General features: G+C 52.5%; 22 protein-coding genes and 4 pseudogenes. 15 read left to right on the top strand and 11 right to left on the bottom strand.

Annotated elements, in window-relative coordinates; translation table 11 throughout:
• Positions 1–119: 119 nt before the first annotated feature.
• The 3 genes and pseudogenes from QRY16_RS19625 to QRY16_RS22275 all read right to left on the bottom strand — a co-directional run.
• Positions 120–818, bottom strand: coding sequence for an N-acetyltransferase (locus QRY16_RS19625; protein WP_289777750.1), 699 nt, complete (start codon positions 816–818; stop codon positions 120–122).
• A 45-nt stretch (positions 819–863) separates the two neighbouring features.
• On the bottom strand, positions 864–1,670 hold the full coding sequence (locus QRY16_RS19630) for a formyltransferase family protein (RefSeq protein ID WP_289777751.1): 807 nt from the start codon (positions 1,668–1,670) through the stop codon (positions 864–866).
• A 173-nt stretch (positions 1,671–1,843) separates the two neighbouring features.
• Positions 1,844–1,936, bottom strand: a pseudogene (locus tag QRY16_RS22275) (acyl-homoserine-lactone synthase); the annotation flags it as partial.
• A gap of 947 nt (positions 1,937–2,883) precedes the next feature.
• Here QRY16_RS22275 and QRY16_RS19635 point away from each other — a divergent pair.
• The gene (locus QRY16_RS19635) at positions 2,884–3,375 is read left to right on the top strand and encodes a hypothetical protein (RefSeq protein WP_289777752.1); all 492 of its coding nucleotides are present in this window, start codon (positions 2,884–2,886) and stop codon (positions 3,373–3,375) included.
• Between the two features lie 158 nt (positions 3,376–3,533).
• Here the strand turns inward: QRY16_RS19635 and QRY16_RS19640 are convergent.
• The 3 genes and pseudogenes from QRY16_RS19640 to QRY16_RS19650 all read right to left on the bottom strand — a co-directional run.
• Positions 3,534–4,645, bottom strand: a protein-coding gene (locus QRY16_RS19640) for an IS3 family transposase (RefSeq protein ID WP_289777753.1) whose coding sequence is annotated in 2 segments (ribosomal slippage) — positions 3,534–4,384 and positions 4,384–4,645 — 1,113 coding nt in all. Because the reading frame shifts where the segments join, the coding sequence is not laid out codon by codon here.
• 304 nt (positions 4,646–4,949) lie between these two features.
• A pseudogene (locus QRY16_RS22280) lies at positions 4,950–5,148 on the bottom strand (ISAs1 family transposase); the annotation flags it as partial.
• 205 nt (positions 5,149–5,353) lie between these two features.
• A pseudogene (locus QRY16_RS19650) lies at positions 5,354–6,185 on the bottom strand (ISAs1 family transposase); the annotation flags it as partial.
• Positions 6,186–6,899: 714 nt separating this feature from the next.
• On the opposite strand from QRY16_RS19650, the pseudogene QRY16_RS19655 reads away from it, so the two are divergent.
• The 4 genes and pseudogenes from QRY16_RS19655 to QRY16_RS19670 all read left to right on the top strand — a co-directional run.
• Positions 6,900–7,413 (top strand): annotated as a pseudogene (locus tag QRY16_RS19655) (Tn3 family transposase); the annotation flags it as partial.
• 203 nt (positions 7,414–7,616) lie between these two features.
• Positions 7,617–8,105 carry a hypothetical protein gene (locus QRY16_RS19660; protein WP_289777754.1) on the top strand — a complete coding sequence of 163 codons (489 nt, stop codon included), beginning with the start codon at positions 7,617–7,619 and terminating at the stop codon, positions 8,103–8,105.
• A 161-nt stretch (positions 8,106–8,266) separates the two neighbouring features.
• Positions 8,267–8,866 carry a DUF2913 family protein gene (locus QRY16_RS19665; protein ID WP_289777755.1) on the top strand — a complete coding sequence of 200 codons (600 nt, stop codon included), beginning with the start codon at positions 8,267–8,269 and terminating at the stop codon, positions 8,864–8,866.
• A gap of 87 nt (positions 8,867–8,953) precedes the next feature.
• A complete protein-coding gene (locus QRY16_RS19670) occupies positions 8,954–9,229 on the top strand; it encodes a hypothetical protein (RefSeq protein WP_289777756.1) in 276 nt (91 codons plus the stop codon).
• Positions 9,230–9,488: 259 nt separating this feature from the next.
• On the opposite strand, the gene QRY16_RS19675 is transcribed toward QRY16_RS19670, so the two are convergent.
• Positions 9,489–10,709 (bottom strand): hypothetical protein, encoded by a 1,221-nt coding sequence (locus tag QRY16_RS19675; protein WP_289777757.1) that lies wholly within the window; start codon positions 10,707–10,709, stop codon positions 9,489–9,491.
• A complete protein-coding gene (locus QRY16_RS19680; RefSeq protein WP_289777758.1) occupies positions 10,699–10,965 on the bottom strand; it encodes a hypothetical protein in 267 nt (88 codons plus the stop codon). The genes QRY16_RS19675 and QRY16_RS19680 overlap by 11 nt, the downstream gene beginning before the upstream one ends.
• A gap of 516 nt (positions 10,966–11,481) precedes the next feature.
• On the opposite strand from QRY16_RS19680, the gene QRY16_RS19685 reads away from it, so the two are divergent.
• From QRY16_RS19685 to QRY16_RS19705, 5 genes are all read left to right on the top strand, one after another.
• Entirely contained in the window at positions 11,482–11,835 is a 354-nt protein-coding gene (locus QRY16_RS19685) for a hypothetical protein (protein ID WP_289777759.1), read from the top strand.
• Positions 11,836–11,853: 18 nt separating this feature from the next.
• A complete protein-coding gene (locus QRY16_RS19690) occupies positions 11,854–12,621 on the top strand; it encodes a hypothetical protein (protein WP_289777760.1) in 768 nt (255 codons plus the stop codon).
• Between the two features lie 2 nt (positions 12,622–12,623).
• On the top strand, positions 12,624–13,406 hold the full coding sequence (locus QRY16_RS19695; RefSeq protein ID WP_419776147.1) for a site-specific integrase: 783 nt from the start codon (positions 12,624–12,626) through the stop codon (positions 13,404–13,406).
• Positions 13,407–13,554: 148 nt separating this feature from the next.
• A complete protein-coding gene (locus QRY16_RS19700; RefSeq protein WP_222987334.1) occupies positions 13,555–14,349 on the top strand; it encodes a ParA family protein in 795 nt (264 codons plus the stop codon).
• Entirely contained in the window at positions 14,336–14,587 is a 252-nt protein-coding gene (locus QRY16_RS19705) for a hypothetical protein (protein WP_289777761.1), read from the top strand. Before QRY16_RS19700 ends, QRY16_RS19705 begins: the two co-directional genes overlap by 14 nt.
• Positions 14,588–14,800: 213 nt before the next feature.
• Here the strand turns inward: QRY16_RS19705 and umuC are convergent, their stop codons facing one another.
• The 3 genes from umuC to QRY16_RS19720 all read right to left on the bottom strand — a co-directional run bounded on the left by umuC (position 14,801) and on the right by QRY16_RS19720 (position 16,970).
• Positions 14,801–16,075, bottom strand: coding sequence for a translesion error-prone DNA polymerase V subunit UmuC (gene umuC / locus QRY16_RS19710; RefSeq protein WP_289777769.1), 1,275 nt, complete (start codon positions 16,073–16,075; stop codon positions 14,801–14,803).
• 8 nt (positions 16,076–16,083) lie between these two features.
• Positions 16,084–16,533, bottom strand: coding sequence for a translesion error-prone DNA polymerase V autoproteolytic subunit (gene umuD, locus QRY16_RS19715; protein WP_289777762.1), 450 nt, complete (start codon positions 16,531–16,533; stop codon positions 16,084–16,086).
• Positions 16,534–16,691: 158 nt separating this feature from the next.
• A complete protein-coding gene (locus QRY16_RS19720) occupies positions 16,692–16,970 on the bottom strand; it encodes an XRE family transcriptional regulator (RefSeq protein WP_289777763.1) in 279 nt (92 codons plus the stop codon).
• Positions 16,971–17,451: 481 nt separating this feature from the next.
• Between QRY16_RS19720 and QRY16_RS19725 the strand changes: the two genes are divergently transcribed.
• The 5 genes from QRY16_RS19725 to QRY16_RS19745 all read left to right on the top strand — a co-directional run bounded on the left by QRY16_RS19725 (position 17,452) and on the right by QRY16_RS19745 (position 20,151).
• Positions 17,452–18,309, top strand: coding sequence for a DUF1281 domain-containing protein (locus QRY16_RS19725; RefSeq protein WP_289777770.1), 858 nt, complete (start codon positions 17,452–17,454; stop codon positions 18,307–18,309).
• 36 nt (positions 18,310–18,345) lie between these two features.
• The gene (locus QRY16_RS19730) at positions 18,346–18,594 is read left to right on the top strand and encodes a hypothetical protein (protein WP_289777764.1); all 249 of its coding nucleotides are present in this window, start codon (positions 18,346–18,348) and stop codon (positions 18,592–18,594) included.
• 56 nt (positions 18,595–18,650) lie between these two features.
• Positions 18,651–18,926, top strand: coding sequence for a hypothetical protein (locus QRY16_RS19735; protein ID WP_289777765.1), 276 nt, complete (start codon positions 18,651–18,653; stop codon positions 18,924–18,926).
• 329 nt (positions 18,927–19,255) lie between these two features.
• Positions 19,256–19,900, top strand: a complete 645-nt coding sequence (locus QRY16_RS19740) for a DNA methyltransferase (RefSeq protein ID WP_289777766.1) — start codon at positions 19,256–19,258, stop codon at positions 19,898–19,900.
• A 17-nt stretch (positions 19,901–19,917) separates the two neighbouring features.
• Positions 19,918–20,151, top strand: a complete 234-nt coding sequence (locus QRY16_RS19745) for a YubE family protein (RefSeq protein WP_289777767.1) — start codon at positions 19,918–19,920, stop codon at positions 20,149–20,151.
• Positions 20,152–20,344: the final 193 nt, after the last annotated feature.

The following is a 20,344-nucleotide window of genomic DNA, read 5'->3' on the forward strand; positions in this document are numbered from 1 at the left end:
TGGTATCATTAGCCAACACGAAATTCTCATTCTTTTTTTTTTATATTTATTTGTCGGCTTCAATTTCATCATTCTGTGATCGTTCTTGGACATTGTTATAATATTTCATTTTGGTGTGATCATTTCAGAACGATATTCTTAAGTACCGCGATGTAATACAGATATCTAGTAAAATCTAAACTAAATATATTAATAAACCAGTGATACAAAAATTCAATATTTTTCTGTTGTTCACGCCAGATCGGATAAAATTCAGGAAAACCTTCTACACTCCGGGCAGACCCTGCATATCGAAAACCAAATGGTCTGGCTATTCCGAGTCCACCACGCCTTGTGCACTCGGAATAGCATGGAAAAACCTCTTTATCGAGTATGGCACTCAGCTCTCTGAATAAAGTTTTCATCACTTTTGCCCCATCATGGCCGCGATGCGTTCGCTCAACTGCGGTGAGAAATAAATAGTAATGAGGTGGAGTTCGGGGATGAAAGTTGTCGCACCCCCTCATCCACTTTGCAACGGTTGCGTAGTCTGATCCACATGCATGGCGCAGCCGGTTATCGATATCAAGCTGTTGATTGCTTATCGCCATAAATTCTGGCCGAAAATAGACCTGGACGCCTACATAGTTTTCTACAAAGTAAATGCCACCATACTCGCTGGCCAAATCAGCGTAGAGACGAAAAAAACGCCACATTCTGTCAATCCGACCTGTTCGGCTGTTAAATACAAATTTATATATCGGATCGTCAAAAAATTCGGCGACCAGCAAGTTGCATATATTATCCAGATCTGCATCCTGCGCAGGTATGCATTGCATTTTAACCTCCTGTTTTCAGCTTCTACCAGAGCTCGTCACCGGGCATCAAGCATTGTTACATTTTAAGGTTCTAAATTTATTCTCGGATGTTTTTTTTACTTCTGCGGAAAAGTTACGACTAAAATACAAAGGGCTCGCTACCGTTTTATCTGTCTTATTACAATCGGTTAAGGTGAATTTTTTTTCACACGTTAAATAACACTTCATTAATTCGAATGCTAAGAGGTAAGATTCTCCTTTAACGGCCCAAATTGATTCAAGATCCCATATCCTTTTTAATTGAGCCGTCTCAATGATAGCCCCTGTATCAATTCCCATATCGACATAATGGATCGTTGCTCCAGCTGCTTGTTCAAATTGACACTGATTGTGATCAACGAGAAATTGCTCAATGGCGAACATTCCTCTTGCGTAAGGTAAAACAGCAGGATGAGCATTAACTATTTTTTGATCAAAAAAATCAATCCATTTTTCTTTAAGAATAACGCGAAGAAATATAATGGCACCTGAGTTGTCAATCGCATTCACACCTTTAGTGCAATGAGAGAAAAAATCATTATTAAAGTCGATTGTTGTGACAAATTTAGCCAATTTTAATGGATATAATTCAGGTACTCCATATGTTAAAGCTAAATACTCCTCTGCCTCACTCAGGCCGTGGTAACATTTTTCGATAATATTTAAGTCTTTTTTGGTTATTAAATTTTTTTTGCTAAGTGTTGAATGCATTTCATTCAATTCTTCGCAATCGAGTTCACGAGAGTTTCTTACAATCCATGTTAAGTTGTGATTTTTTAGCTTTTTTGCAAGAAAGCTGGTATGAAATAGTGATTCAGTGAGACAAGAGTACATATGTCACCTTAGTCAAGCTAATATTAATCGCTGCAATAAGTAATAATCGACTAACAGGTTCATTTACACCCCCTGCGTTGATAAATGCATTTTTATCAATTAACAATCTGCTTGCTTCAAAATATTTACCACCCGTAGATAAATTTATTCGTCCAAAGAAATCATCAAAAACACTATCCCTCAACATCATCAAACTCCATGTCATCCCGACAAGAGACTTGCCAGTGCAACCTGTTTTTAAACGTTAGTTTCCTGAGGTAACGAAGATATCTTAACTCTTTAGAAGTTAATTTTTAATATTCAACATCCAGAAACTCAATCATAGTATGTCCCCGCAGATTGGTTGAAAATGAACCAAAGCACATAAAACTATTTCATGGTGCAGCATGATTATATGAAAGAAAGCATGGTCGTGTGAACATTTTTTTTTCTCTGCATAAGTAAGGTTAACTGATTGATTTTAAGTACTATAAATTACACTTTTATCGCAGCCACCCTGTCAGCATTGTAAATGCCCTGCAGCTGTAGAATCACGTACAGGTCAGGTTTTTTTTGAAAGTCTATATTTTGGTATTGAGGTGTGATTAAGACAGCTACATTCATGCAGCTTGGGGGGCCGCGCCCATTTCCCTCAAAAGTCCCACTTTTCACATAAAAACATTATTTATCATCTTGTTAATTTTTTTATTTGTACTCCGTGTTATCTTCATCGCTTAGAGGATCTACCCGGCTGGGCGTAAGGATTCGTGCGTAAATGTGTAAGATCGCCTGCAACTGGTCTGCTCTCTAAAAAAAGACCTCTCCGTGCTCGTCTGCGCACAGGATAGGTGGTCAGAGACCCAACACCAGGGAAGTGTCTACTATACGGGGTCTGGCAGGGAAAGGGGGCTTTTGTCACCATTGAGCCTATAACCGGCTACACCAGGCTGACGGCATCAGTTTACTCAATGTGATCGGACGTACGACATGAAACCTCTTACACGTGACTATACCTTAGTGCAGTTTTGTGATTAAATTAGCAGGATTCATATATTCCCTGGTGTTGCCTGGTAAGGCCCCCTGTCCGTCTGAGCAGGCAGGGTCTTTTTTTCCTAATTGGCTCAGGGAGAGCGAAGCTGCAGTTTGACAACTTCTGCCTACGTCACTGAATTACCTCGCGACAAAGATGAAGCAACCCTTCATGGTTAATGAATAACCGGATGGACGAAATGGAATGCTGAATGCAGGCAACCGGGGTGAGGTGGGGCGCCGAACCTTTTTTCTTACCTTAAGTAGTACAGACAAGGTATCCGGGCCAAGAGGAAATAACGTTAAAGCCTGGAGCGGATTAATAATCACTATGAAAAAACAGGAAAAACTTCACCAAGGCATACAGCTGGCGAGCAACTTTGATGAGCTGATTGATTATATGCCCGAGGCTGTGTTAATAATGCTCCGTGACCGCATAGTTTACCGCCTCAGCGCGGTCCAGCACCAGCAAACAAAGCAATGTATGGCGGATTTTTGCCCGGGTGATTCGGTGCGTATCCAGACTGCCTGGGGTGAAATTATTACCGGAATAGTAATTCGGCTGAACCAAAAAACGGTCACGGTTCGTACTAAAAATGGCAACCGCTGGAATGTTGCTCCCCAATGGCTGACGCAAGTCAAAAGCACAGCGCCACGGGAGGCTCCTGAAAACAGACACCGAATGTTAACCATTTAAAAGTTCGTCTTTGGGGATCAGCTGTCAGGCCGTGCCATTCCAGCAGCACCTCGTCACATCCTGACTCTATCCATTTATCAAACTAAAACTCAAATTTTATTGGGGAGAACGGGGGCTTGGGCAATATTCAGGAATGTGTGGGTGTAAGCACACCCGTTTTAGTTCCACGCACTTTTTGAGATTTCCGGGTTATCAGCCATCAGCCGGTATTCTTCCGGCGTCAGGTTATTCAGGGATTCATGAGGCCGCTCGCTGTTATATTCTGCCAACCAGCGCTCCGTGATTTCCCGTGCTTCATTCAGTGTTCTGAACAGGTAAAAATCCAGTATTTCGGTCCGGTATGTTCGGTTAAAACGTTCGATAAACGCGTTCTGCGTTGGCTTTCCCGGCTTGATAAATTCCAGTAATACACCGTGCTCTTCGGCCCACTGCGCCAGAGCCAGTGATATCAGCTCCGGTCCGTTATCCATCCGCATCTTCAGCGGATATCCACGGTTTGCCACTATCCTGTCCAGCACCCGCACAACCCGCTGCGCCGGGATATTCAGGTCAATTTCTATGGCCAGCGCTTCACGGTTAAAATCATCCACGACGTTGAAAGTCCGAAAACGTCGGCCACATGTCCGCGCATCGTGCATAAAATCAATCGACCAGCTCTGGTTGAGTGCTTCCGGCGTTGCCAGCGGAGCTGGATTACGCACCGGAAGACGTTTTTTCCCCTTACGGCGAAAATTGAGTTTCAGCAGGCAGTAAATCCGGTGAACACGCTTATGATTCCAGGCGTTACCCTGCCTGCGAATCACCTGAAAAAGCTTCTTAAATCCGTATCGCGGATAGCGCTCTGCCAGCTCAGTCAGCGCCAGGATCACCGGTTCATCACGCCGGGTATCGGGCTGATAAGAATACACCGTCCTGCTCAGCGATACTGTCCTGCATGCCTGGCGGATGCTCATGGAAAATTGTGCAGCCAGATAGCTGACAGGTTCCCGCTTTATCGCTGGTTTTAAAGCTTTTTTTCGATAACGTCCTTCAGCGCCCGGCATTCCAGACTCAGATCGGCAAACATCTGCTTCAGACGACGGTTCTCGTCTTCAAGATCTTTTATTTTTTTGATATCAGCGGCTTCCATCCCGCCATATTTCGCCTTCCAGTTGTAGTAACTGGCTTCGGAAATAGCGGCCTCGCGGCACACATCTTTGACGGTGCGCCAGGCTTCAACAGACTTCAGAACGGCGATGATCTGGTGCTCGGTGAATCGGATCTTACGCATAGCGATCTCCACAGGTGACATAATCAGTATGTCGGAAGATCTCTAAAAGTGAATGGCGCGGATTACGGGGATGCTTACATGGGCTACGTTGGGGTGATGCAGCCCATAAAGCTTCTGAGCATCATGTATAAAGGTTGTGATGCGCAACGCCGCACATTTCGCTGATTGCGATCACCCTCATTCCCAGGGGGAGAGCACGGATGCTCACTTTTTCAACCAACGGGCTAAAGCCGGCGACCAGGATCTGTTCCAGATAAGCACTATTCAAACTCGCTATTTTACGTATCCTGCGGATACTGGTTTTTTCCGCACGCAGCATATTCAGCGTAATGTGACGCATGCAGGACAGGATTTCCGCTGCCTCTCCACGGCAGATAAGACAGGCGTCCTCGTTCATCGATGCATCCTGCACCCAGTGCAGACTGTTCTCTATACGCCAGTGGTCTCTGACCGCCCCGGCAAAGCGGTCCACGGTCAGTTCTGCTGAGCTGATATAGTAGGGGTCTGATGCTCAGTCGAACGAAAACTCACGTTAGGCGGCAAAGGTCGTCTGAAAAATCGATTAATGGACAGTAGTGTCCGTTAAATGCCATTTGCCGATTAAAAACACACCGTTTTCGGCGCATTTTTCGCTGTCCACAATGTTTTGATTTATCAGACAAAAAAGTCTTAACGTGAGAAACCGTTCCGTTGAGCATCGAACCCCTAGTAGCGGTATTCGAGCGACTCTTTTCCCGATTTATCCAGCCGATAACTGCGTGCTGCCTCAGGTGTTTTCAGGCACTTCCATTCAGGAAACTGAGCCGCCAGATTATCCGCCGGGAGTACATGATATTCTCTGATCCCGATGCGCCCGTGCCCTTTTTCCACGACCACGTTGCCGGTTTTTTCAGCTGCGCAGAGCGGCCACATGGCCTCTTTTACTGCGCTATGGAGCTGCTTCTGGTTTCCCTTTACGGCCAGCAGATAATCGCCGCCTTGCCTGACAATAGTGTCAGCGATACTGGTCTGACACCCTGGTGCGTCAATGGATATCAGACATCCCTTAAGCTCCAGTAGCTTTAGCAGCGCCGGGATGGCTGTAATTTCATTGGATTTGGCCTCTGTTTTTAACTGGCCCATTACCACCCCATTGTGCGTGGCAAAGGCGCTGACCATATGAATGGCAGAACAGCGACTCTTCCTGTCGTAACTCCCCCGCAACACCTTGCCATCAACGGCAACCAGTTCGCCCCCGGTGAACTTATTCACCGACTGCACCCAGCGGACAAAGCACTGCTGAAACTGAACCGGATTGAGTCGGGAAACAATGCGTGCGATGGTGTCATGAACGGGTAACCCTGTTGGGGAACAGACCTTTTTTCTGAAGCCACTCAATGTGGACTTCGCCAAAGTCCTCAATGTCTTCCCATCCTTCGGCTCCGGCAATAACAGCGCAGACAGTCAGGAACAGGACATCAAACAGGGTGTAACTAATTTTTGCTGTCTGGCGGGGGTCCTCCAGGCAACCAAAGTGCAGCAAGAAAGCGTCAGATACCATCAGGCAGGGCTCCAAAAGGGAGCATAAGATCACAACGAGAATAGCGCGTCAAATCGTTCGACTTTGCTCAAAAAACGTTCGCCATCTCACCCTGCCCTCATTCCCTTATAAAGGTTCCTCTACGGAAAGTAAAACATGGCGTTCTCAGCCTTCCACCATGTTCGGGAAACTCCTTTCATTCACATTTCAGGTATACCCTGGAGCTGTTAATTTTTCATGGTAGTAGATCTCTCACTACCTCTCGTCTGCACATGCGGACAGGGAGACGCTTTTTTAAGATGAATCACTAAAATAAACGAAAATCCATTCTGGCACAGGGGCTTAAGACAAGTTCTACACAGAGAGAAAACCCACTAACAGTTAAATGTGACAAAGCCCAAACACCCTCATCTTCAATGGTAAGTAAATTCTAAGCCTTAAAAAGAAAGTTCTAATCCACACATGGACCTGACAATGACATAGTACGCTAAACTTTAGTGCAGGGGGGTTATGTTATTTCACTGCATAAATATAGTAGACGCTGGTCAATGTTTTTTTCTCATAATATTTATCCTGATGAAATCAGAAATTAAAAATAAAGGCTTATACAATGAGATAATAATCACATGTCTGATTTATTTTATTGAAAGCCACATGATGGAGCTACTATCCAAAATGAGCAATGCCTTTATATAGTTGAGTTGGCTTGTATGAGAGGGGACTGACACTTAGTGAAACGAAATGATCCAGATCGCTGGCTCTCTGCAACCGGGCAAGGTATAGGCTTCGGTGCTGATCCGTTCATTGCTCAATGAGGGCTTACTCAGGCCATCATTGAAGTGAGGCACATTAACAAAATGCTGTATCTGCTAAATTATATTAATGATGAGAATTACCGCCGACTGGTTCTGACTCAACTTAACCGGGGAGAAAACCGCCATGCAGTTGCCAGAGCCAGAAAGGTGAGAATAAGAAGGCGATAACCGACGGTCAGGAAGATCACTTGGGAGCACTGGGACTGGTTACCAGCGCCGTTGCATTATGGAACACTATTTATATGCCGACTGCCCTGGATCATCTCCGGACGCAGAGTAAAACAATGAATGATGAAGATATCGCACGCCTGTCCCCGCTTTGCCACGGACATATCAGTATGCGCGGCCATTATTCCTTCACGCTGACAGAACTTGTGAGCAAAGGACATCTGAGACCATTAAAAGAGGCGCCAGAAGCAGAAAACGTTGCATAACGTGAGTTTTCATTCCACTAAGCATCAGACCCCAGATAGCACAACACAAAAAATCGTTTGACGAAGTAGCCTGGGGTGCCGGGATTAAACCTGCCCGTCTTTACCGGATTATGTCAGGCAAAGCAGACATGGCAGTGAACGAAGAAGACCTGATTTGTAACTATCTGGGAATAAGCGTTCGGGTGGTTGTTGATAGGTGATGTATGAAAAAGTTAATTTTAGCAACGGTAATTATGAGTATCAGCACTTGCGCTCTGGCAAAAGAACCCTTCCGTTACGGTATCGGGATGTGCGAATACGCTTACAGCGGTCGCTCAGACAGCATAATGTACAGCGTTAAAAATGCTCACAGGATGCCTGAGGACGTTTACAAACAGCAGGATAAATATTGCAGCAGTGAAGAAAACATTGCCAAAGCTGAAGAGCAACTGAAAAAATGGAAAGCTTTACCTGAGTCCGCAGGCGAACACCCGCAGTATCAGGCACAACCAAAGGATGACAACTATAACAGAGGTCTTGACCTGTTTAATGCCTGTATCGCAGGTGCTGAACTGGATACTAATGCTTATTCACTCATTGTGAATAAGTACAGAGGTAAAAAAGGTGTTTATTTGATGCAAAAAGCTTACGACTATGGGCGTCTCAATGCGCGTAATGAGCGTGACTGCACTAACTATGTAATGGGCCGTTAATCTCGGCAAGGGACCTTATGGGGGTCCCTTCAGCGCATCCGTTCTGGAGACCTGGTACATCTTTCCCCGCACTCCACCTGTGTTCTGCGCGTGTCAGGGTTTAACCCTCCGCGAAGTCCCGCTAAAATAACGACCCAGAATTCTCAGGAGAAGAGTCCGCAGTGACGCTGACAGAAAAATCGGGCCATCTGGCGTGGTGCGCCCTGGTGGCGCTTGCGCTGGCCAGACGGAACGGTGATGTGCGGTCACCTGCACAGGAAAACCTCTTTCTGACCCGCTGGCTGGCCACAGCCCTGAAGCAGCGCCGCTTTCCCCGTGAGGTGGCACCCGACATCGAGTGGCTGCTGAAACAGGGGCGGCAGTATGGCGTGGGCGCAAAGCTTGCCGGCAAGCTGGACTACCTCTGGCGCTCCTGCACCGGCGCGCTGTCTGCACAGAACGACCTGTTCCGGCTGACCTATGCCCTGGAAACCGCGAAGGATATGCACTGGGCGTACCGGCTGCTCAGCGACCGGGAGTGGGCAGGACGCCATGCCGCTGCCCTGAACCCTGACGTCAACGGCATTTACGTGTCCCGGAGCAGCCTGGACGCGGCGTTTGACGACAACGGCTGGCAGGTCAGCCCGCTGATGGCGCGCCTGACCGGGCGCGTGAAGGGGCTGGAAACGCTGTTTAACCGCTGTGGATGGCAGATGACCGGTGACGGTCCGTCCGGCCTTTATGCGCTGACGGCAGAAAAGCATCAGTTAACAGAAGCATAGATAAAATCAGTACAGCAGCTGCTCTCTTCAGCTGACCGGAATAACGACATTTACTGACTACAGTGGATGTCTGACGCAAAGGAGTGAATGATGGAGCGTGAAGCGATACTGCAGGTGCTCAGGGCGCACCCGGACAACTGCATCCGGGCCTTTCACCGCGGGCGCCCGGGCTGTTCCGGGTACACGGAGGGAAAGCTGCTGATAAGGCACTATGGCGGCCTCATCCCCGACGAAATCGTGCTGAAGCCCGTGATGTTTCTGAAGGTGCAGAATGACCTGTGCGTGACTGAGCGGTGGGGCAGTGACTCTCTGGGCGGCTGTACCTGGCGGCTCAGCTGCGCATCAGAGGTGTTTTCTGAATAACCGGGGACTGTCCCGGCGTGGCACCGGATATCGAATAACATAAAAAACAGGCTCAGCCAGCTGAGCGTCAGCGGGAAGCTGGCCATCAAACTGAATATCTGTGGCGTTCCTGCACCAGTGAGTTATCTGTACGGTACAACCGGTTCATTTTCAGCGATTTTCTCTGGTATGCCAGATGCGCAGCACGCAGATGACGGACTTCTGAATTTCATAGCGGACCTCATACTCTCCAGCCAGAGTATGCGGTAAGCGTTCGTGCTCATGACTGCGTCCCCGCGCTGTCGTCGTTCCAGGCCGTCACCGTGGCCAGATGCGCCGCCACCTCCCGCCCCGTGTATCCGGCCAGGATCTCCAGTGCCGTGACGCCCGCTTCACGGGACAGCGGACTGCAGAACCCGAAGCCATCCGTCATCAGGAGCCACTGCAGACGTTCAGTCCAGCTCTCGCCCGGTCTGCGTACCGGCGAAAACACAATCTCCGTCAGCTGTTCGCGGTTGCAGTACAGCTGGCGCCGTGCCAGTTCGTCCAGCAGGCTGTTCAGCTCGCGCCGGTCAGCTTCTTCCTGACTCATCTGCGGCCAGCGGATGCGGAGCCGCTGCAGCTCCTGAACCTGGTCGCCGGTGAACCCCGCGCGGGTCAGCAGGCCGGCCAGCGCGGCTTCCGTGTCTTCCTCATAGCCGGCAGCCGTGAGCGGGAACGCCTCCGGACTTTCGCGCAGAAGGTGCAGCAGGCGCGCCGGCGCCGGCAGGTCGCGGAGCGCCTCGGCGGGCATGATAACTGCCTGTCTGATCTCCTCATTCAGGCCGGTGATCCCCGCCGCCTGCAGCGTGACGTCCAGCTGGCGGTACCAGGTGCCGGTCCGGTCCGCCGGCGCGGTGCCGTACAGCGTGCCTTCCTCCGGCGTGGCGCTTTCATTGATCTGCATCCGGACCGCAATCCCCGCATCGTGGCAGGCCTGGAGCCACTGCGCCACCTGCAGGGGATCGCCCGTCAGGCGCGTCACCCGTCCGGTCATGCTCCACAGCTGGAGACAGGTGGTCCCGTCAAGACGGATAACGTAGTCGCCCCGGCACGCCAGGTGCCAGCAACCATCCAGCTCCACCGGCCGGTCGTCAGCCTCATGAGCCTGGCCGGGCGGGACCAGAGGCAGAACCCTGACTTCCGTGGCACGCTGTCCGGCCAGCTGGCTGGCCTGTTCTTCAGCAAGGATGGGAGTGGCCAGCTTCCGGCCGGCCTCCGTCAGCTCCACGGCCAGCTGCAGGTTCGGGGCGCGCAGGGTGTGCAGCCAGCCCGCGGCCTCCATGCGCCGGCAGGAGGCGCGCAGGTTCGGCCCGTACACCGGGGCGTCCCCGCCCTGCTCCAGCACCCGCTCTATATCCCTTGTCGCCACCGGTCCCGGACGTTTCGCATCGAGGGCGGCCAGCACAATCAGCACCCGTCTCTGCAGCGGAGACGGCCGGCGCGCTTTTTCAGCGGACATCGGCAGCCGGCTCCTGAGCATCAGTCTCCAGGCCGGCCAGCAGGCGAAGCTGTCTGTGATCATCGTAATAATCACGCTCCGTCTCGGGCATTTGCTGGATTAGTGTAAGAAAAAGATCGATGGCCCCAATGCTAAGTCCTCTGCCAAATTCGTCCGGGGGAGTGCTGCAGGAGGATTTGAAGGTGCTAATCACTGTTCTGGTTGTTTCGAGAAGTTGATCGTAGGTGAGGTTCAGTGTCGGCTCGTTACCGGGCATGCTGCGCTCCTGAAATTAACAATGAATGATGTATCAAAAATCATACCATGAATGATTTATTTATAATCTGACAAACAGCATATCAGATATGATGTTTTGATTAATGATAAATATCATATCCAGTATGATTTGAAATGAATGATTATATCATCATATCTCTTGCCGGTTTCCTGCCGCGCAGATCCGAAAAGACACTGAACCGGATCTTTTGCACCTGCGGGGCGGATTTCCGGCCTGACCACAACATATAGTGGCTCAGCCTGCTGCCGATGGCACAACATACGGGTTGCGTCAGGAAAGGACTGGCAGGAAAACGGCGCTGGCTGCCCCGGAACTGGCGTGCTACGCTTCCGGAAAAGTCCTAAACCAAGAAGAAAGCGGATCCAGCTCGCAGGGTGATGCGGTAATTTAAATCGGTGGTTATTTGTCTGCTTACTGTAACTAAGAAAATGATAACTTTATTAAATGTTATCATTTCAACTAATAGCCTGGTAATTATATCTCTGGAGGCAAGTTATGTTTGCATCAATGAAGAGCCCGGGTGATTTCAGCTATGCCTTTGAGAAAGTACGCAACGCCATTGCTTCTTCTGAAAAGCGGGACGCGGATTTTGCGAAGGATACCGGGCTGGAAATTCTCCGCCGAAATTATGCTCTGTTCCGCCAGGAGCTCAGTGACGCCGGAGAGCTCGGCAATCACGAATACGATCTGGATACTTACGACCACTGTATTAATGTTCTGCATCAGTATTTTGAAGGCAATCCCGGTGGGCTGACGGAACGTGATGCCCGGGTGTACAGCCAGTACCTTCAGACCGAGCATGATGGCTTTGCCGAACTGGCTGAAGAACTCTCATTAGGCCGTGATTAACCTTTCAGGAGTCAGTCAATGACAGATGCGCATTCTGCGGCAGCGAGTGTCAAATCGGTCGCCGAAGGGGCCGCAGCGTGGCTCCCGCTTTTACAGACGCTGGCTGGCGGTGTGCTTGCCGGCGGCGTGGCGCTGTATGTGAACCACCGCAGCCATAAAAACGCGCTGGAAAGGGAAGAAAAGGCGGCGGCGGAGAGGCTGCGCAATGAAAGGAATGCAGCAGCGGAAAAGCTTGCCCGGGAGCGGTACTTTATCGGGACCGAGCTGGTCTTTCTGCTGGAGCAGTTTGCGGAAGGCTGCGCCGACGTGACTAAAGATTTCGATTATACCTCCGGCGATAAAAGCCCTCAGATCTCCAGTCCAGTCCTCGATTACACCGTTGTAACAGGGGACTGGCGTGCCCTTCCCCACCCGCTGATGTACAGCATCCGTGAGCTGGCTGTATTACATAAAGAAGCTGACAGATCCGTGGCTGCTTCAGCCGGAAAGGACAACTCTTTTCATCATTACGAAACCGTCAGAGAACGCCATTATCAGTATGCCCGGCTTGGCATCAAAGCTGTGATCGTTGCACGCCGTCTTCGTAAAGTGGCTGGTTTTCCCGACACCAGACTGGACGCCATGCCCTGGTCAGCACAATGGGTGCTCTGGAAAGTCTGGCGGAATGAAAGACACCGACGGTCAGTCGAGGCCATTCTGCGGAGACAGGAACTGGCCCGAATTGAGATTAAGAACGCGATGAGAAAACAAACAAATAATAAACCGGTCCGCGGAGGAAGTCTGTGACCATGTCTCTGATGAACCTTCCGGCCGGAGGACAGTTTCAGGCACCACAGCTGCCGGTAATCATCGACTATCCGGCGGCGCTGGCGCTGCGTCAGATGGCCGCGCTGGGCGACGACCTGCCGAAGTACCTGCTGGCGCCGGAGGTCAGCGCCCTGCTCCACTTCATACCCGACCTGCGGCGCAAGATGCTGTTTACCACGCTGTGGAACACCGGCGCGCGCATCAGCGAGGCGCTGGCGCTCACAAGGGGAGACTTTCTGCTGCGCCAGCAGTACCCGTTCGTGCAGCTGGCCACGCTCAAGCAGCGCGAGGATAAGGCGGAGCGCCGCGCCGGACGTCTTGCCGCCGGTATCGTGCCGCACCGCCTGGTGCCGCTCTCCGACGCGCATTACGTGACGCAGCTGGAGATGATGATTGCCACCCTGCGCATTCCGCTGGAGCGTAAGAGCGAGAAGACCGGCCGGGCGGAAAAGGTGCGGCTCTGGGACATCACCGACCGCACCGCGCGCACCTGGCTGAACGAGGCGGTGCGCGCGGCGACGTCAGAGGGGGTAACGTTCTCGATACCGGTGACCCTGCACACCTTCCGGCACAGCTACGCCATGCACATGCTCTACGCCGGCACGCCGCTCAAGGCGCTGCAGAGCCTGCTCGGGCACAAGAGCGCGAAGTCGACGGAGATTTATACGCGGGTGTTTGCGCTGGACGTGGCGGCACGTCACCGGGTGCAGTTCCAGATGCCGGGAAACGAGGCTGTAAAATTGCTGAAAGGAGTTGATTCGTAACGTATTGTATATAAAGGGAGTTAGATGGTTTGTGTATATACATAGGTATATACTAAGTATTAATTTTGTATATACTTATGTATATACATTGACACTGATAATCCATAAGTTAATATGCATATACTTTTGTATATACACGGTGGTGATTATGAAAAAGCCTTACATTATCTCTTTCGCTAACAGTAAAGGCGGTGTGGCCAAAACTACCAGCTGCATGTCTGTTGGTTGTTCATTAGCTTTGGCAGGCTATAAAACCCTGCTGATTGATCTAGATCATCAGGGAAACCTTAGCGATGATTTGGGACGTGGTGATGAGGATTACACCATCACGGACCTATTTGCAGATCCTAAATTTGATATCAATAAACTCATTTATTCTGCGATGGACGGTGATGACACGATTGCTAACCTAGATATCATCCCTGCTGATATAACCCTCGCGGTTGAAGCCCGAAGTGCAGAAAGGTTTCGCCATAGACTAAGCATTCTTGAAGAGGGTTTGAACAAGGTAAAAAATTCCTACGATTTCATCCTCATCGATCTTCGTCCTGCTATTGATTTGAGCATTGAAAACGCCCTGCTGATCACTGATAAAATTGTCATCCCTGTCGACATGGATAAGCGTGCAGTTAAAGGCATTAAAGACCTATTCCAAGTGGTTCAGGAAGTGCGAAGAAATGAACCTTTTGTATATACACTTGTAAAGACAAAAGTAAACGAATCTCACTCCAAGATGAAAAAATCAATTGAGGGATTAATTGAAGAAGCTGGATATGTTGTGGCCAAGACTGAAATACGTCAGAGCGAGCTTTTTAAACAGGCGACCGATGTTCATCGTCCTGTAATGTTCTTTGCGAGAAATGAACGGCCATACAGGGATTATAAAGCTTTCACTCAAGAACTCCTTGAGCAAATTGAGGGGGCCGAAATTGGCAAGAAGTGATCGCATAACCAAAGGGGTTACCCGAGTTGCTGAGAAGCGCAACATTACAACGGGCAGACAGATGAATCTGCGGCTTACGGGTCTCGATGAAGATGCTCTTTCTATGTTAGTTGAGAAAATGCAGGAATTACTTCCTCAGAAAAATATTACCCGTTCCAGAGTGTTACGCGCCGTCTGTTACTTAGACGATGATAAAATGCTCCAGAAACTTGCTAACTTACTGATTGAAAACACGTGATATTCTAATGTGTATATACCTATGTATATAACTATGTATATACATTCATTAATTGTTATGTGCCCATATAAGTGATTGTCGTGACAGGTATGTATATGCTTATGTATATACATATCTTATCGAAAAAAGTGACTATTCATTTAATGAACGTATATGCAAGAATCTACGTATTTGTATATACAAATGAATATGCAAATACTTCAAAAGATTTTTTTATCTGACGTGTGCAACTGGAATATCATCCCAGCGGGTCGTCCACGCCGGTGAAAGCATCTCACGCTTCATCTTCCACTCGGTACTTATTCCCTGACCTGCAAACCACACGTTTCCCAAACCAGACTGGTTGATGCCGTCGAGCACCTTCATCAGCTGTGCGCTGTTGGCCCGCGGCTGCACGTCGTCAAAGAGGCTTAGCTGGCTCACCCCGTTAGGGGTAAAGTCATCGAGCATAATGCCGGCTTTCATGTACCGGCGACCTTCCAGCCAGATGCGGTCCAGGCTGCGCATGGCCACCTCAATGATGTCGCGCGTGTCCTGCGTGGGCAGCGTCAGCTTTTCACCGGCCGTGTTGCCGTAAAACACCTCGTTGACCGCGTGGGGTGAAGTCCGGATAAATACGCTGATGCGCCGGCAGAACTGTCGTTCCCCCCGGAGCTTCTCCGCCGCACGCGTGGCGTACTGGCAGAGCGCCTGCTGCATGGCCACCTTTGAGGTGATGCGCTCGCCGAAGGACCTGGAGCAGCAAATCTGCTGCTTGGCCGGCGGGAGTTCCTCGATCGGAATGCATGACTCGCCGTTCAGTTCCCGTACGGTCCTCTCCAGCACCACGTTGAAATCTTTGCGGATGAGGGCAGGGTGCGCGCGCGCCAGCTGCAGGGCATTGCTGATCCCCATGACGTTCAGTCTTTTGCCGATGCGCCGGCCAACGCCCCAGACTTCCTCTACGGGCTGATTGGCCAGCAGCGTTTCGGTGCGTTTCGGGTTGCCTGGCGTGAGTGCCAGCACGCCGCGGAACTGTTTCCACTCCTTGCTGGCCCACTGCGCGGATTTCGCCAGGGTTTTGGTCGGTCCCATGCCCACGCCCACGGTCAGCCCGGTTGTGGCCAGCACGTGCGCGCGCAGGCGCCGGCCAAAGTGTTCAAAGTCCTCGCAGCCATCGATGCCGGTCAGATCCAGGAACATTTCGTCAATACTGTACTGCTCAACCCGGGGCGTCATTTCCTCAAGAGCAGTCATTATCCTCATGCTAAGACTATGATAAAGCGCATAATTACTGCTGAAGACATGCACGCGCTCAGCGAAATCCTGCGTTTTGATCTGGAACCACGGCGCGCCCATTTTGATGCCGAGCTTTTTGGCACCGGCGCTGCGCGCGATCACGCAGCCATCATTATTTGAAAGCACGACGACGGGCTTACCGCGCAGGTCCGGGCGGAACAGCGCCTCACAGCTGGCGTAGAAAGAGTTGACGTCTGCCAGGCCAAACATGGGCATATTTACCTCCGGCGCGCGCGCGTGCTGTTGAACCACCAGGTGACCACGCCGAGCAGCTGCAACTCCTCCGGGTAAATTACGGCGTAGGCCGGATTCATCGGCAGCAGCGCGAGCCGCGGCTGCAGCTGCAGTCGCTTGACGGTGAATTCCCCTTCAACCTCGGCAATCACGATGTCCCCGTGCGATGCCTCCTCGGCCCGGTCAACCACCATGACGTCGCCGTCATAAAGCCCGAGGCCTTCCATGCTGCTGCCGCTGGCGCGCACAAAAAAGGTCGAGGCGCGCCGGCGGATGCAGAGCTCGTTGAGGTCCAGCTCCTTTTCAACGTAATCCGCGGCCGGGGAGGGGAAGCCTGCCGCACAGGGCTCGGCAAAGAGCGGTACGCGAACCCGGGGCGCACTGAGAGGTGGCCAGAACGGCATCAGGCCCTGAGCATAGGCGGCAGGCTTCATGATACGTTCTCCGGGCTAATAGCGGCCGCACTGGTAGCGGCTGTGAGTGCGTGGCGCATAATAAATTTCCCTCCGAATAATACTGTTTATGCATACAGTATTATTGAGGTGAATTTATCTTACAAGCAGGATGGAACAGGAAAATCAGTCTGACAGGCTCATCTGCCTGAAAGCTGTTCAGTTTTATTTTCTGCCACGTCGCTGGTCATATCCTGCAGCATCTTCAGCAGGAGCTCTTTGCTCAGTTGATCGGACTGCAGTGCCGGCATGATGTTAATGAGCGACAGGGTGACCGTGGCCATGGCCACCGATCGCTTAACGATGTCGGCATTCTCATAAATCAGATAGGTGCGCAGGCTCACCCCGAGTTCAGCTGCGGCCCGTTCACGGCTCCACAGCTGACCTTTACGCCACAGCCTCAGCTGCCATCCCGTCATGTGCATTTCTCCTCATTGTTCTCTCTCATCATAACGCTGAAAAAGTGCAGTTTCTGCACTTTTTAAAAAAGTTATCCTGCGCTTATGGCCGTCATGCCAAGACGGATGTCGCTGCGCTCCGCTGCTTAACGGCGTCATCGCTTCGCCTGACCCCGGTTTGAGCACCCATGGTCACTGCCGGGCTTCGCCTGACAAGGCTGCACCGTGCCTTCACCTTAGCCGGGCGGCTTCGCCAACAAGGGAAGCTGTCGCCGGCTGCTCACCCGTTCCCCGCCGTGCGCGGGACATTCAGTCCGCTCCGGCGGCGCGTGCGGCTTGCGCATCCGCCCCTGTTTGCTCAGCTGTCCGCCCGGCTGCCGTGGCGGCACGGTGCAGATGGCACCGTGCAAACCTTAACGGAGGAGTCGACATGCCGAACTGGTGTGCCAACAGGCTGCGGGTCACAGGCCCGGAAAGTGAAGTTTCAAAGGTCAGGGCGCTGATGGAAGGGAGCGCTGAGGCGCCCGGTTATCTGCGCGCAGCGGGAGAGGGGATCCATCTGTTTCTGGCCGGGTGTGCCGGTCTGCTGCAGACGGTCACGCCCACAGAATACGCGCCGTACCCGGCGCTGACGACTGCGATCGGCCAGAACACGTCCGGGAACCTCGCCTTTTCAGCGTGGGTGGTGCAGCTGCGTGAGGGCGCCGAACTGACGCCCGTAACCTGCGGGCAGCTGCACGCGATGTGGCTGGCCAGTGGCCTGCGGAACATGACGTGGGAGGCGCTCACTGCAGACCAGCTGGCCGTTATTACCGCGCTGTGGGAAAAGAAGAGAGGTGACTGGCAGATAACGCTGCGTGGCCAGAATCTCAGCGAGGTCTGGAACCGGCTCTGCCGGGAAGAGCAGCCGCCGTGCATAACGCTGCCGTTTGACATGCTGCAGCTGCTTCCGCCGCGTCTCGATGCGGAAATCAACGGCTACAACGGTCGCCTGCTGGAAGGGGTGCCTGACGGGTATACCGACACCGCTGAGCGCTGCGGGACAAAGTGGCCGCACGCGCACGACCTTAACCTGTCGTACTTTGCAGACACGTCCTTTGACGCTGACTTCGATACACCCTGGTCGCCGCCCTCCCCGGAAGTGCTGTGTGCACTGACGGAACGTTACGGCGTCACCGCTGAACACTGGTATGCCGAAGCGGGCTGCGACTACTGCGGATGGGCAACCTACTCTGGCGGCATTCAGCTGGAAGAACGCTGTGACTCGCTGGAGTGGAGCGAAGAGGAAGATGAGGACGGCTACCGTGACGTGACCGGCCCGGATTGGATTATTGACAACGTGGCCAGCTACGGCGGCTGAACCTGAGGCGGCGGGCGTAGTCCCGCCGGTAACAGCATGAGTAAATACACCACCATTGCAGATTTGATGACGCACCTGCAGCGCTTTGCTCCCGACACACCCTGTGTGGTGCACCTGTGGGTAGCAGATGATTTTGAAGACGTGGCACCTGAGCTTACATCCGATGAGGTGCTGGCCACGATCGCGCTGGCCGACGCCACGCTCGATGCAGATATCAGTCTCAGCTGGTACTTCCTGCGCCACTGCGCTGACACGGTTCTGGCAAAACGGGAGGAAAGAGAATGAACATCTGGCTGGTTTCCTTTCAGGCAGAGTGGCAGGGCGCATGCTCAGAGGAGCACATGCTCATCCTGTCACCGGATGAACAGCTGGCAGAGGCGGGCTGCATGCTTATGGGCCGGACGTGGTGGAAGGGCGAACCTCGTGAGAGTGAAGGCTGTTACTGGCGCTTTGACGGTAATGACGTCTGGCTGAAGTCCCTCGTGCAACTTGATGCGCAGCAGGCGGCGACCATTTCCGGCCTCCATTTTCTGGATGAGTGGAAAGTGACCGGTACGCTTCTGGCACCTGTGGTGAGAGACCGGTGCGATTGCCACTGGCTTGATTTCCGGGAGTAAAAACTGAAGGAGGGCCGCCGCCCGGCGGGGCGGCGCTTTCACGAAAAAAAATGATGACGTCGCTGCGCTCCGCCTCCATGCCGTCTCCCGTCCTGCGGCCGGAAAACGGCGGGTGTAAAGTGCCGTGCCCTCACGGTAGCCGGGCGGCCTCGCAAACAAGGGAAACTTCGTCGCCACCTCACCCGTTCCCCGCCGTACGCGGGACATTCAGTCCGCTCCGGCGGCGCGTGCGGCTTCCGGTGTCGCCCCTGTTTGCTCCGCTGGTCGCCCGTCTGTGTGGAGATCACGGCACCACTACCGGTGCCCCCTTCATACACAGGAGCATCACTATGTCTCGATTCATGCACGGCGACAGCGTACAGGTTATGGGCGGCTTTCCGGATAAAAGCATTGATTTCATCCTCACCGATCCGCCGTACCTCGTCGGCTTTAAGGACCGCTCCGGCCGGTCAATTGCCAACGACGTTAACAGCGAGTGGGTTCAGCCTGCGAGCAACGAAATGTTCCGGGTGCTCAAAGACAACAGCCTGGCGGTGAGCTTTTACGGCTGGAACCGGATAGACATTTTTATGCAGGCCTGGAAGGCGGCGGGGTTCCGCGTGGTGGGCCATATCGTGTTCACCAAACCCTACGCCTCAAAGTCCGCGTTCGTAGGCTACCAGCATGAAAGCGCCTACGTGCTGGCCAAAGGGCGCCCGGCTCTGCCAGCGAAGCCACTGCCCGATGTGATGCCGTGGGAGTACACCGGCAACCGCTATCACCCGACCGAAAAGCCGGTCAGCGCGCTGCGCCCGCTGATCGAGACGTTCACGCAGCCCGGCGCGATTGTCCTGGATCCGTTTGCTGGTTCCGGCTCGACCTGCGTGGCCGCCCAGGCGTGCGGCCGCCGCTGGATCGGTATCGAGCTGATGGAGCAGTACCACGCCGCCGGCCTGCGCCGCCTGTATGCCCACCGCGACGCCCGCGCGGCCTGATAACCGGAGAAATGACGATGAACGATCACACTATGCACCCTGAGACCGACAACCTGGCGGCCGACGTCGCTGACCTGGAAGAATCGCTGTATGAGTTTCACCTGCGCCTGCGCGACATGATTGCGCGCCACCTCTGGCACGGCGCCAGCCGGGAACAGCGCATGGCGGGCCTGCTGATTGAGGGGATTGACAGCGACCTAGTTGAACTCTACCGGCGCGCTGCCGTGATACAGAAGCACCTGAGGGCGTGACTGATTAAAAAAAGAGCACGATGCTGTATCCCTGCCGGCGCGCGGCAGGGCCAGCTTTATCCACAGGGTTCCGGGGCGGATATGCACCCCGGATGTGGACAAAGGGATGAGGATGTTGCTACGCGCCTCATCGAAGCCGCCTGCGGCGGGGGAATAAAAACCGTGCGGTCTGCGGCCGGTGCCGTGACTTCAC

It is taken from the genome of Mixta mediterraneensis (assembly GCF_030283135.1).
Classification (GTDB): Bacteria; Pseudomonadota; Gammaproteobacteria; order Enterobacterales; family Enterobacteriaceae; genus Pantoea; species Pantoea mediterraneensis.